The organism is Desulfovibrio sp. 3_1_syn3, from assembly GCF_000145315.2.
Lineage (GTDB): Bacteria > Desulfobacterota > Desulfovibrionia > Desulfovibrionales > Desulfovibrionaceae > Desulfovibrio > Desulfovibrio fairfieldensis.
Genome location: NZ_ADDR02000001.1, coordinates 1 through 13,481, shown reverse-complemented (window position 1 = coordinate 13,481; position 13,481 = coordinate 1). Strand labels below are relative to the sequence as shown.

At 52.9% G+C, this 13,481-nt stretch carries 10 protein-coding genes; all 10 read right to left on the bottom strand.

Going from position 1 to position 13,481, the window contains the following annotated elements; genetic code table 11:
• Positions 1 to 575 precede the first annotated feature (575 nt).
• Entirely contained in the window at positions 576 to 1,379 is an 804-nt protein-coding gene (locus HMPREF0326_RS00025) for a hypothetical protein (RefSeq protein WP_020990083.1), read from the bottom strand.
• Complete coding sequence (locus tag HMPREF0326_RS16490) at positions 1,379 to 1,588, bottom strand: hypothetical protein (protein ID WP_008681712.1); 210 nt, start codon at positions 1,586 to 1,588, stop codon at positions 1,379 to 1,381. Before HMPREF0326_RS16490 ends, HMPREF0326_RS00025 begins: the two co-directional genes overlap by 1 nt.
• Before the next feature lie 199 nt (positions 1,589 to 1,787).
• Complete coding sequence (locus HMPREF0326_RS15690; protein WP_020990082.1) at positions 1,788 to 2,600, bottom strand: hypothetical protein; 813 nt, start codon at positions 2,598 to 2,600, stop codon at positions 1,788 to 1,790.
• Between the two features lie 404 nt (positions 2,601 to 3,004).
• Positions 3,005 to 3,802: a hypothetical protein gene (locus HMPREF0326_RS15685; protein ID WP_020990081.1), complete on the bottom strand. Its 798-nt coding sequence runs from the start codon at positions 3,800 to 3,802 to the stop codon at positions 3,005 to 3,007.
• Positions 3,802 to 8,484 (bottom strand): hemagglutinin repeat-containing protein, encoded by a 4,683-nt coding sequence (locus HMPREF0326_RS15680; protein ID WP_020990080.1) that lies wholly within the window; start codon positions 8,482 to 8,484, stop codon positions 3,802 to 3,804. Before HMPREF0326_RS15680 ends, HMPREF0326_RS15685 begins: the two co-directional genes overlap by 1 nt.
• A 130-nt stretch (positions 8,485 to 8,614) precedes the next feature.
• Positions 8,615 to 9,097 (bottom strand): hypothetical protein, encoded by a 483-nt coding sequence (locus HMPREF0326_RS16485; RefSeq protein WP_147568352.1) that lies wholly within the window; start codon positions 9,095 to 9,097, stop codon positions 8,615 to 8,617.
• 9 nt (positions 9,098 to 9,106) lie between these two features.
• Positions 9,107 to 9,493 carry a hypothetical protein gene (locus HMPREF0326_RS15425; RefSeq protein WP_008681706.1) on the bottom strand — a complete coding sequence of 129 codons (387 nt, stop codon included), beginning with the start codon at positions 9,491 to 9,493 and terminating at the stop codon, positions 9,107 to 9,109.
• An 81-nt stretch (positions 9,494 to 9,574) separates the two neighbouring features.
• Positions 9,575 to 9,910 carry a hypothetical protein gene (locus HMPREF0326_RS00010; protein ID WP_008681705.1) on the bottom strand — a complete coding sequence of 112 codons (336 nt, stop codon included), beginning with the start codon at positions 9,908 to 9,910 and terminating at the stop codon, positions 9,575 to 9,577.
• 106 nt (positions 9,911 to 10,016) lie between these two features.
• Positions 10,017 to 10,409, bottom strand: a complete 393-nt coding sequence (locus tag HMPREF0326_RS16480; RefSeq protein WP_147568351.1) for a hypothetical protein — start codon at positions 10,407 to 10,409, stop codon at positions 10,017 to 10,019.
• A 2-nt stretch (positions 10,410 to 10,411) separates the two neighbouring features.
• Positions 10,412 to 13,481: hemagglutinin repeat-containing protein (locus HMPREF0326_RS00005; RefSeq protein ID WP_020990078.1), on the bottom strand; the 3,070-nt coding region annotated here is incomplete at its 5' end.

Below are 13,481 nucleotides of genomic sequence, written 5' to 3'. Positions count from 1 at the left end.
TTTTCTTTCGTGCGCTGCTATTTGCACATTGCTCAAAAGGATTTGAATTTGTCCACCATCCACCGTTAATTTTCATCAGTTATGGGCATTCGCCTTAGAGGCTCATTATAAGGCTTTAATATCAGGCTATTTTAGCTATTATGAATGTTGCACTTTTACCTGTGCTGGCATGATAAAGTTCAATTTTTTCCATTAAGTTCTTAACGTTCCCACTTTCTTTCATTTCAGCATAATTATTTATAGCATTTCATATATAAAGTTTTTCATCGTTAAAAAATGATGCCCGCAATGGTCTGAATGTAATATCATAACCATCCTTAAGGAGCCTATAGTTCCTTCCTGTTATATAGATAACTTTATCACTTCCGCTTCTATTGGCTAGAAAGATTCCTGGCGCGGGATCGCAGTCATAACAAAAGAAAATGCATGCTATTACTATTGCAATATGTTGCACAAATTACCTTTCCATTTTCGAGCAGAGAAGGAGACTATCCGAATTGTTTTCATCCGTTCGGATAGCCTCCTTCGTGAGAGCTGACAATGTTAGTGGGGGCGACTCTACGTTCTTTTCATTTTTACTGCGCCTGTTGTGTCGCCGGTGGACATTCGTAGCCCGGCACTTGCGACAGGTCCGTGTAATTCAGGCGCACCTTGAGAGGCGGTATGGATTTGCCCTTGTAGGTAAAGCCGCTGATGACAAGGGTAGTATTCTCAATGTCCCAGCAATCCAAGGGGAATTTAAATCCAAATGATGGATATGAGAGCGCATCTTTCGGATAACGCTTGAACTGCATAAGTGCTATAGTTTTTGGGTCAGATAAACGATAGTTGTTATGATTCAGATAAACAGTATCTTTGCATAAATAGCCTTTATTAAGCGCAGCTAAATCGCCGCGAATGACGTTATCGCCTTTCATCATAAAGACACCCTGGGTATCAAAATTCATGTCCACGGCATTGGTGGAAATTTCAACGCCAAAACATTTCCTCTTACATAAATACTGAGCATGACTTGTAGGCGCGGATTCTACCCGATTGCCCCAAAAATCGCCTCCTGTGCTTTTCCAGGCTCCAAGGGCATCGGGCAATCGCACCCAGAGCGCCAAGGGCGTATTGGAATCACTGGCATATATAGCATAAAAGTAATTAAATTTTGCTTCCCACTCCAAGCCATTTCTATCAGCATTTGGAAAATAGTGAGGAAGGTAAGATTTATATTGATACTTCGAATTCCATACATTTTTCTCAGGAGTGAATATTTTCCAGCCGTTAGCGCTAATAGGCGTATATTCTAGTACGGCAAGATAATCAGTTCCATTCATGTATGGGCCACAACCTGAAGATATCAATAATATAATAGCAGCAAGTATATTGCGCATCACTTGCCTCCATTTTCATTTATTTGACGGATTTCAAAACTATGTTTGATATAGGTATTCCAGTTCTTGCTCCAGTTGGTGACATCCAGAGTACTGCCCCCAGCATGAACAAAGCTGTATAAGAAGGAAGGCAAGATTGTGGCTGGGGGAACCCATTTGGGGACGTCAGCGGGTGAAGCATACTTGCCGTCCACAACTTTCATCTCCATGTCATGGATTTCTGAGAAGGACTAGGTGCCGGGCACTCAGCGGGAGCCAGAGGCAGAGAGTTGAGGACCAGCAGGAACCCACCTTATTTCCGCTTTCGAACAGAAAAAGAGGCTATCCGAATTGTTTTCATCCGTTCGGATAGCCTCCTTCGTGAGAGCTGACAATGTTACTGGGGTCGACTCTACGTTCTTTTCATTTTTACTGCGCCTGTTGTGTCGCCGGTGGACCTTCGTAGCCCGGCACTTGCGACAGGTCCGTGTAATTCAGACGCACCTTGAGAGGCGGTATGGGTTTGCCCTTGTAGGTAAAGCCGCTGATGACAAGAGTAGTATTTTCAATATCCCGGCAGCTCAGGGAAAACTTAAAGCCGAAGCATGGATATTTGAGAGGCTTTTGCCCTGTTGAAATTCTAGTCTGCATAAGTGCTATGGTGCGAGGATCAGCAAGATTGTAAGTGTCATGTGGATAATAGACTGCATTCTTACATAACGCACCTTTATTGCGCAAAATTAAATCAAGATTAATTTTTTTATTGCATTTTGTCAAAGAAATATCATATGTGCTGAAGTCTATATCGACAGAATTTGTGAATATATCAACTCCAGAGCATTTATTGTTTTTACAAAAATCTGTATTTCCCCAAATAGTGACTCTCGGAGAACCGTCAATAAAATCAACACGCTCTCCCTTATCGACTTGAAATCCTCCATTTATGACTACCCAGAGAGCAAGATCGACATTTTGCTCAACGGGATATTTTGCATAGAAAAAATTATAGTTTTTTGATCCCCAACTTATAAGGCCTCTATCATCATCGGGAAAATATTGCGGCAAGTACGACTTATAGGATTCTGCTCTCCAAATATTTCCTGGTGTAAAGATTTCCCATTTGCTATTACTTTCAATAGTATACTCCAAGGTCGAAATATATTGATGGTGATAAGATAGTGCTGCATGTGCTCCGCATCCCGTCAGAAGCAGAGTTATTATAATAAATATATATCGCATCATTTTCTATCATTCCCCTTGAGTTGACGAATCTCGTAACTTCTTCGGATATAGGTATCCCAGTTCTTGCTTCAGTTGGTGACATCAAGGGTACTGCCTCCCGCATGCACAAAGCTATTCAGAAATGACGGCAAGATTGTGGCTGGGGGAACCCATTTGGGGACGTCAGCGGGTGAAGCATACTTGCCGTCCACAACTTTCATCTCCATATCGGGATCTCAGAGAAGGACTAGGTGCCGGGCACTCAGCGGGAGCCAGAGGCAGAGAGTTGAGGACCAGCAGGAACCCACCTTATTTCCGCTTTCGAACAGGAAAAGAGGCTATCCGAATTGTTTTCATCCGTTCGGATAGCCTCCTTCGTGAGAACTGACAATATTACTGAGGCTGGCTCTAAGTTTTGCTCATTCTTACTGCGCCTGTTGTGTCGCCGGTGGACCTTCGTAGCCCGGCACTTGCGACAGGTCCGTGTAATTCAGACGCACCTTGAGAGGTGGTATGGGTTTGCCCTTGTAGGTAAAGCCGCTGATGACAAGAACAGTATTCTCAATGTCCCAGCAATCCAAAGGAAATTTAAATCCAAATGATGGATATGAGAGCGCATCTTTCGGATAACGCTTAAATTGCATAAGCGCTATAGTTTTTGGGTCAGATAAATTATAAATTCCTTGATTTAGTAGGCCTGGATCCTTACATAAAAAGCCTTTGTTGAGTGAAATTAAATCTCCTCGAATTATTTCAGTGCCTTTCATCAAAAAAACGCCTCGGGTATCAAAATCCATGTCCACGGCATTGGTGGAAATTTCAACGCCAAAACATTTCTTGTTGCACAACTCCACATTATTTGTAGGTGCTGATTCCACCCGATTCCCCCAAAAATCACCTCCTGTGGTTTTCCATGTTCCAAAGACATGGGGAAACCGTACCCATAAAGCAAGTGGTGCGTTGGAATCGTTGGCATATTTTGCATAGAAGTAATTAAACCACCCTCCCCATATTAATCCATTTTTATCGTCAGCCGGAAAAAACTGAGGCAAATATGATATATCATATTTTGTCCTCTGTGTATTTTTAGGGGGAATGAATATCCCCCAGCTATTGGAACTGACAGGTGTATATTCTAATGTGGGAAGGTAGTCAGTTCCATTCATATACGGGCCACAACCAGCCAAGATCAATAACATAATAGCAGCAAGTGTGTTGCGCATCACTTGCCTCCATTTTTATTTATTCGACGGATTTCAAAACTATGCTTGATATAGGTATCCCAGTTCTTGCTCCAATTGGTGACATCCAGAGTACTGCCCCCAGCATGAACAAAGCTGTACAAGAAGGATGGCAAGATTGTGGCTGGGGGAACCCATTTGGGGACGTCAGCGGGTGAAGCATACTTACCGTCCACAACCTTCATTTCCATATCGTGGATCTCAGAGAAGGACTTGATTCCCGGTACCCAGTGGTAAAGGAATCTCAGGAAGGGGTTCCGGTCTGAGGCCCCATAGTTAACGTCCTTATTAGGAATAGGATTCCCATCTGGACCTGGCAGATACTCTAGGTGCTTGTCAGTTTGATAATATTCCTGACCAGTACTAGATTCATTCTGTCCTGCACCGGGCAGGAAATTAGCCATGAAACCGTGTTTCTCGGCTACCTCATCATGTCCCTTGGTCAGTTCCCGCAGGATGCTTGAGCTGACAAAGACGCTGAAGGCTGTTTCCTCATGTTCGGTCACTTCCTGCGCTTTGCCCGTATCCCGATTCAGGCCGTCGAGCGTGGCGTCCGGGTCACTGCGCACAATGACGGTGCCCTGTCCCACAGTGGCTCTGTCCACTTGCTCCGTATTTTCGGAAGCGTAATCGCCGGAAAGGGTCACATCACCGAGATCTTTTCTGCCCGTCAGGCTGGTGGTCCCGCCAAGGTTGGCGCTCCACTGCTCGCCGCGCGCATAGTCAAACAGGTCCGTATAGGTCAGGGAGTCGGTATTCAGGGTCAGCTTGCCGCTGTCAGCGGCGATCACCGCCCCCGTGATATCGGTATTGCCGCCGGTATTGACCGTCACTTCTTTGGAACCGATGATGGCCGTCTGTCCCTGGACCCATTTGCTGTCAAACGTGCCGGACCCGGCGCTGACAGTGACATCCGCTCCGTTGCCGGAATTGACGGCCAGGCCGCCGATCTCTCCGGGGAAGAAGGAAGAGATGTCAAAACTGAGGCCGCCGCCCACGCCCCAGGAGGAAGACACGCTGGAACTCGTGTCCTGAAGGCTGGCGACGTTCAGGTTGTTCCCCACTTCCATGCGGAGGTTTTCCGCCGCAAGAAAGGCCCCCTGCACATTGGCGTCATTGCCCGTGCTTACGGATAAATTGTTGCCCGCCATGACCAGCGCGTTGGTGTGACTTACGGCTTCGCCAGCGGCTTTCGCGCCGCCCGCATAAGCCGAGGCATAGCCGGAAACGTTCCAGCCCGTGGCCCCAAAGCCGATGCTCGCCCCGATGCCTCCCGAACTGGATGAAGAGGAAAATTTCTGATCCCAGGTGTTTTGCGCGGCAATAATGTTGACATCGTTGGCAGCGGTTAGAGCCGCGTCGCGCCCGGCAATGATCTTGCCGCCTTCTATGTTGATGTTATTTCCCGTGAGCGCATATATGTCCCGTCCGGCGGTGGCGGAAGAGGGGGCCGCCGTGGTGCTCCGGATGGAGTTTTTCTGGCTGGATTCCGACATGCCCAAATCCACGGACAGGCTCACCGTCTGCAAGGCCGCGCTCATGGTGGCGGACATGGCTTGCAGGCCCGCCCCGGCTGCGGAAATACCGGTAAACCCGGCTCCGCCCTTGGCGTCACTTGTTGTCCCCGGGATATGGGTAAAGGCATCGGCGGCGCTGGTGACGTTCTGTTTCAGGGAGATGGTCAGACCGGCCTGCACTTCCTTGCGCCAGGACGACATATTCTGCGTATCCGGGGCGGCCAGCATGTTCCAGTCGCGCCCGGCAATGACGCTTATGTCGTTACCGGCTTCCAGATGGGAAGCCACCTGACTGACGTCGCGCTTGGCCGTGAGCAGCACGTCATTACCCGCTGACAGCAGATTGCCCCTGTTTTCCGTTTGCGATTGATTGCTCCCCTTGCCCGCGTAGTTGTACCCCGCGTTTACGCTGATGCCTTGGATGCTGAGGCTGCCCCCTATGCCCACGCTGGATTTACTGCTGGACTGGGCCGAGTGGGAAGTGTCTTGTCCCGGCAGCAAATGAATATCCCTGCCGGCGTCAAGGGCGACATTGTTGCCGGCCGTGAGCAAAGAGCCCTGCGCGGCGATATCCCGACTTGAGACAATATGAAGGTCATTACCGGCCAAGAGTGTTGAGCCCACATTGGCGGAGCTGCCGCTTGAGGATTTTTTGGCTTTTGCCTCATAAAAATTGACACTGCCCCCGCCGAAGAAAAGTCCTCCCCGGGAACTTTTGGACTGATGCCAGGAGTCTCGTAAGTTATCCGCGCCTGCAATCGCGACATCCCCGTCACGGGCCAGCAGCGTTATGTTGCCGCTGCCCACCAGGTTGGAGGCCGTGACGCTGACGCTCTTGCCCGCGTCCAGGGTGATGTTTTGGCCGATGAGGTTGGATTCTACCTGGGTCAGCGAGGAGTTGCCCTCCTTCTTGGAAGAGGAACTGAGGCCCAGCGCGCCCACGGTGGACTTGGTGTGGCTGAAATAGGAGCTGTTCTGTGCCGAGGAGACGTTGACGTTGCCGCTGGCGGCCACGGTGAGGTCTTTGCCGCTGACCAGGTTGGAGCCCACCACCGAGGCGTGGCCGGTCTGCGTGGATGCGCCGGGCGTCAGGCCCGAAACTCCGGCCAGCAGGCTGAGATTGCCCCCGGCGGCCACAGTGGAGGATTTGCTGGTGCGGTAGTCCTGGGTATAGGTGGACTTGGAGCTGGAGGAGAACAGGCCGCCCTTGCCGGACTCGGCCTTGACAAAGGAGCTGAACGTATCCTGCACGGCCACCACGGACAGATCGCCGCCCGCCGCGAGTTGGGCGTCGCCGCCCGCGCCCACCTGGGAACCGGCCACGGTCATGTCCCGCCCGGCGGTCATGTTCAGGTTGCCGCCCGCCGCCACAGTGGAGCCGGTGTGGGTGACGCGGTGCTCCCAACTGCGTGAGCCGCCGTCAAGGTGAAACTCCTCGGTGACGGTGCCCACGGTCATGTCCCGGCCAGCGGCCAGGGTCACGTCGCCGCCCGCGCTGAGCGTGGAGCCCCGGATGGCCAGGTCGTTGCCCGCCACGGCCGTCACAGTGCCCGTGGCCTCGATGCCGCCCTGGGCCAGCACATGCTGGTGGGCGGCATTGCCCGCGTCGGGGCGGGTCAGGGTTTGCGAGACGATGTTGCCCCCGGCCTTCAGGCTGATGTCCCCGCCCTGGAGGAAGCCGCTGTTGTTGGCAATGTCGTTCAGGGCCGTGAGGTTCAGGCTGCCGCCGCGCAGCAGGCCGCCGGTGTTTTCGATATTGACCGAGGCCAGGTTCACGTTTTCGCCGTTGATGCGGCCTTCGTTCAGAATGCCTTTACCGGCATTGATGTAGACGTTTTTGGCCTGCACGCCGCCGCCGGGCGCGATGTCCTGCTGGGTGGCCGAGGCCAGGTAGAGGTGGGGCACAAGCACCTTCCGGCCCATGTGCTCTTCTTCTTCCAGCCAGATGATGTCCTGGGTCAGGGCCGCCACCTGGGTCGGGGTGAGGGCCACGCCGACGCTGAGATCAAGCCCCTGGGCCTGGGCCGCCGCCGCGTCCATGAGCCCGCGCATCTGGTCCGCGTCCGAACTGTAGCCGTTGAGGAAGCGCTGGCCCGTGGCGGCCAGAATCTGCTGCTGCACAAGGCGCGTTTCATAAAAGGCGTCGCCCAGCAGGACCACCTGCTGGCGGTCCTGGTCCAGGCCGATGCGGCTCAGGAAATACTCCGAACCGTAAAAAAGGCCCATATTCGTGAACATGGGGTTGGTTTCAATGAGGTAATGATGGCCCGGCGACGTGGACGGGCGGAACATGGGACTGCCCGCAAAAGGATAGCCCGCGCTCTCCGAATTGCCGTTGGGCAGCGAAATGCCCTGGCGGTCGCTGTAATTGTTGAAGGTGTCCGCAACGTCCATATACAACCCGGACTTGGCGGAAAGCACGACGGGGGAACGCCCGATCTCTTCGTAGGTTTCATTGTAGGACCGGAAGTATTCGTTGGTGAAGTCGCCGTCAGAATCCCAGCCCTTCATGGTTTCCCTGACCGTGCGCGTCCGTTGCAGCACGGCGTCCTTGTTGTCGACGTTGGTCGCCTTGACGGCGAGATTATTTCCGGCGGCAATGGTGCTGTAGTGGTTTTCAAGCAGGTCCGCGTTGATGAGAATGTCTCCGCCCGCAAGCATCTGGGCGGACGGTGAATCCTTCAGGATGTAGTCTTCATAGACGTTGACGTAATACCACAGTTGCCTTCTGTCGCAACCGTGACCGAGCAACGGCTTGTTGCATTCATACCATTCGTTGTATGAAATGTGCTTGCCTCGTTCCGCCACTTCAAATTCGCGTTTTTTGTTTTCCACGGTTTTTGCGCTGATGGAAAGCTCGTTCCCGGCGGAGATCGTGCCCGAGAGATTGCGCACGGCGTTCTCTCCCTTGCCGTCGGCGTCGGCGATCAGACCCGAAAAGATTCTTTTGAAAAATCTGCCGGGGTCTGTGGAGAGTTCATTCAAGGTATTCAATACATTGGTTGTCATATTCGGGTTCAGTATGGTGTCCACATAGGTAAAGGCCGGATTTAGAGTGATATTTACATTAGTTGCCTGTTCAGTCTTCATGGCCTGAGAAGTGTCGCGGTTTAGACCGTCCAGGGACTGGCCGGGATTATCGCGCACAATGATTTCCCCGTTGCCGATGGTGGCATAGGCAAAGACAATAATATAAATTATCTGTTTTTTTCTTTCTTGAAAATTATCTCTCCCCTATAAAACGAGCAAGGCCTCTCCGTGAAGAGAGGTCTTGCGGTCATGGCCGGATGCCGTCAGATGTACCGTGCTCCAGGCGATATTCGCTTGGGAATTTTGCCCATGCACAGCCATAAATACGACCATTTTTGTCTGCATAGATATTGAATACAGTTATATACCAGTCCGTTGTGTCAATACCAGGAATATCTTCCCCATAATAATAATACGCCCAAATTCTGTTCCCATAGTTGGGAAGAATTTTATAAATTCCACGCTGAGTGGGGAGAAGGTCCGCGACATTTTTACCTAAGTAATAACCTTGAGTGCATCTGTCCTCTTCGCCCCTGGCTTGAAACGGCCAAGCAGACAGACGGATCATATTTTTAGGCACCCATATTTTGACCTCTTTTCCTTCGCCGTCGCGCGCGGGAGCGTGTGGCGTACTAGGAGACGGTTTTATACCAATACTATTGGCCATATCTTTCACTATACAAGCCGAAAGCAGGCAACAGACCGCCACCAATAAAAGAATATTGCGCATGGCGACTTCCTAGTGTTGCGCGCTGGCTTGCGGGCCAGAAGCGGACGGCATTGGCGGGACTGTAGGAGAGCTTGCCGCCGGAGCAGAAGGCTCCTCATTTTGGGGTTCAGGACGCTTCAAAAGTGGAATGCCTTTAGCCAGACTATCCTGGAGATCATTGAAAAAGGCTTTGGGATCAGCAAATAAGTTGAACGTGCCGGTGAGCATGGACGGAACTCCCCAACCATCCAAGACAGTATTCACATAGCTGAAGGCTGGTTGCCAGTCGATGTTAACATTGGCGGCCTGCTCAGTTTTCAATGCCTGGGACGGGTCGCGGTTTAGGTCGTCCAATGACTGGCCGGGATTATCGCGCACAATGATTTCCCCCTTTGATATCACCGCAGCAAAACTCATGTTATGATTACTTCCTAAAAATACCGCCCGTTACAAAATGAGCAGGGCCTCCCGCGAAGGGAGGCCCTGCTCATTTGCGCACTATTTGTGGACTAGCTCGCTAATTTTTTCCACAAGACATTCTTTGATTTTTCCTTTGCCATCCGTGATAAAATTCAACGCAATGGCAAAGCGTTCCGTGATCAACATGAACGTGTCGCCATAGTAATAGTGAATTTGGGCATAACACATATCCTCATCTTTCAATTGCTTAACAGCCAAGCTTCTGTGCTTGGCGAATACCGGATCAGTTATAGCTGTGCCGACATCTTTTTGTCCCAAGCAGCGGGAAATCTCCTCCGCACCCTGTCCCGGGCTTATCTCACTCTGCGGCGCATCCTGTGGAGCCCAAGCCACAGCAAACAATTTATTGTCCACGGTCTTTCCGCCACATGCAGCAAGAAGACAGCAAAGCATCATGAAAAAAAACTTCATCTTTTTCTACGCCAATTTATCTTAGCAGTATAGTTTTTAATACTACTATTTAGTACGCATATCCCATCATTTTATGCGCTTTGCATCCATAAACAACACCTTGTTGATTATATTTTATGTTGAATACAGCGACATAAGGATCATTGTCATAAGCACCAATAACATCATAGTTGAAATAATATGCACACATTGTATTTCCATCTCCTATTGATTTGCATGTCTGTAATTTTCTTCTGTCCATATTATAAATTGAAAATCCTATATAATATCCATCACCACAACGTTTCCATTCTCTCTCTGCTACAATAGAGTTTTCACCATATATACCTTCTGCCTCTGGTGGAAACCACACACTCGGAAAATCTTCCTGAGTAACACGCCCGACACTGCGGCAGCCGCAAAGCAAAGCAAAGCAAAGCAAAAAAGCATTAAACATGCGCACGGCTAACTCTCCTTGCCCTGCTGTTGCGGATTGTTGCCAACAGGCGGCGTCGATATAGGCTGTTCCGGCTGCTTTTTGTTCCCGCTCAAAGTACCCCAAAGCTGACTGAAAGAATTTTTCAGGCCAGTAAAGGCATCCTGGACGTTCATCCACTGATTTCCAAAAAAATTCTTGGGGTCTTCCCATATTTCATTGGCATCCTTCAAGGCATAGGGAATGCCCTGCATGGCAATAACATCATCTACATAGGTGAAGGCCGCTTTGTAATTGATATTGGTGACGTTCTGGCTTTCACTGGTGCTCTTGTTCTGATCGCGGTTCAGGCCATCCAGAGAGTGGCCGGGATTGTCACGCACAATGATTTCCCCCTTGCCGATAGTGGCATAGGCAACCTGACTTTTTTCCGTGCTCTGGTGGCTGTATGCGCCGGGGGAGAACATCAACGTTTTTTTCATGTCAGTCCAACCTTTCTCTAGTTTCCCCTGTCCCTTAAGTATACCGTCCACCCAAGCAAAATGCGGAATTTCTATCTTACCATCATTATCCTCTGACTTCTTTTGCGGATTCAAAGTTGCAGATTCATCTTCTTTGCCGATATCTTGAGATTGTCCATTATTCTCATTCCAGTTGAACCGTTTTTGCCAATTGACACCCCACGACGTGTTGGACGAATTATCCACACCGTGGAGGTTCTCATAACTCAGGGTGCCGGTATCCAGCTTGAGGTTGTCATTAAGCGCGGCAATGATGGCGCCCGCCACATGGGTATTTTTTTCCGTGCGGATAGTTACGCTGTCCGTGCCCAGAATGGAGGACTGCTCCGTGACCCAACGCTTTTCGGCGCTGCCGTTGCCGACAGTGAGTCCGGTTTTGGGGGTGATGGATTTAGCCGCATCGACGGCATTGGAAAGGCCGGGCAGCTTCAGATCGGCCCCATAGCCAACAGTAGCCCCGGCGCTGACAGTAAACTGGCCGGACGAGCCTTCGCCGGTGTCCTGCTTGCTGGCCACGGTGAGATTGCGGCCCACGGTCATGTCCACGTCCTTGCCCGTAAGATTGCCCCCGGCCACAGTGGTGTCCTGACCGGAGACCGTCGTCAGCTTTTCCCCGGCGGTCACCTTGGCGTTGTGATAGAACGTTCCCTCATTGTCGCTCCAGCCCATGCCCAACTGGCCGTCGGCACTGAGACCAAAAGCCGGGCCGTTTTTACTGACGGTGGCTTTCAGCCCCACGCTCGCGCCCCAGGAACTGTTCTGGGAGTCACTGTCCGCCGTGGAGACGGCGGCGTGGATATTCAGATCTCGCCCGGCGACCAAGGTCATGTCCTTGCCCGCCTGGGCCTGGGTGCCCTGCATGGTCAGGTCCTGCCCGGCGGTGAGGTTCATATCCTGTCCGGCGGCAAGTTCTGTCGGCACTGCTGTAGTGGCATGGCTTTCGCTGCTGCTCTGGCTGGCATTCACACCCAGCGTCAGACTGGCGGAAGCGCTGGAGTTGGTCAGAGTCTGGCCCACCCCATTGACGGCCTTGAAGCCGCTCTGCGCCGAATCCAAAAGGCCGTTAGCCTCTACGGCGGTCTTGGCATTCTGGTAGACCTGCTGCGCGTTGCTGGTCAGATTCTGTTCCAGGGTCAGGCTCAGGCCCGCGCGCAGTGTTTTTTCATAGGCGCTGGCGCTGGCCGTGTCCGTGGCTTGGAGGAGGTTGATATCCTTGCCCGCGGCCATGTTCAAATCCTGGGCCGCGGCCAGCCGGGAACCGGCCATGTTGACGTTTTGCCCGGCATTGACCGTGATGTTGTTATTGGCCGTGATCTGGCTGGCCGTGTTTTGTGTGTTGGCCTTGGCGTTGCCCTTGGCCGTCTCCTGATAGCCCATGAAGAAGCTGGTCTTGTCCAGGCCCAGGATGCCTTCCACGCCGAAGCCGGAGGCAAATTTCTCCTTGCTGTGGGAGGAGGTGTTGGTGCCGCCGAGAATGTTGGCATCCCGTCCGGCATTGATGGTCACGTTATTGCCCGCGCTGAGGCTGGAACCCACAATGGCCGCGTCGCGCGAGGCCGTGAGCGTGATGTCCTGCCCGGCGGCCAGTGCCGAGCCCTTGCTGGTGCTGCCCGCGCTTTGCTCCTTCTTGCCCTCGGTGCCGTAGAAGCTGGCAAAGGAGCCGCCCCCGCCCAGGCCGAAGCCGGTCTGCTTTTTGGAGTACCAGGAGGCGGACTGGTTTTTGCCGTCCACAACGGCCACGTCGCCGTCGCGGGCCGTGAGGTTGATATTGCCCACGGCGTTCAGGTTGGAGGCCGTGAGGCTGACGCTCTTGCCCGCGTCCAGGGTGACGTTCTGGCCGACGAGGTTGGAGGCCACCTGGGTCAGCGAGGAGTTGCCTTCTTTCTTGGAAGAGGAACTGAGGCCCAGCGCGCCCACAGTGGACTTGGTGTGGCTGAAATAGGAGCTGTTCTGTGCCGAGGAGACGTTGACGTTGCCGCTGGCGGCCACGGTGAGGTCTTTGCCGCTGACCAGATTGGAGCCCACCACCGAGGCGTGGCCGGTCTGCGTGGATGCGCCGGGCGTCAGGCCCGAAACTCCGGCCAGCAGGCTGAGATTGCCCCCGGCGGCCACAGTGGAGGATTTGCTGGTGCGGTAGTCCTGGGTATAGGTGGACTTGGAGCTGGAGGAGAACAGGCCGCCCTTGCCGGACTCGGCCTTGACAAAGGAGCTGAACGTATCCTGCACGGCCACCACGGACAGATCGCCGCCCGCCGCGAGTTGGGCGTCGCCGCCCGCGCCCACCTGGGAACCGGCCACAGTCATGTCCCGCCCGGCGGTCATGTTCAGGTTGCCGCCCGCCGCCACAGTGGAGCCGGTGTGGGTGACGCGGTGCTCCCAACTGCGTGAGCCGCCGTCAAGGTGAAACTCCTCGGTGACGGTGCCCACGGTCATGTCCCGGCCAGCGGCCAGGGTCACGTCGCCGCCCGCGCTGAGCGTGGAGCCCCGGATGGCCAGGTCGTTGCCCGCCACGGCCGTCACAGTGCCCGTGGCCTCGATGCCGCCCTGGGCCAGCACGTGCTGGTGGGCGGCATTGCCC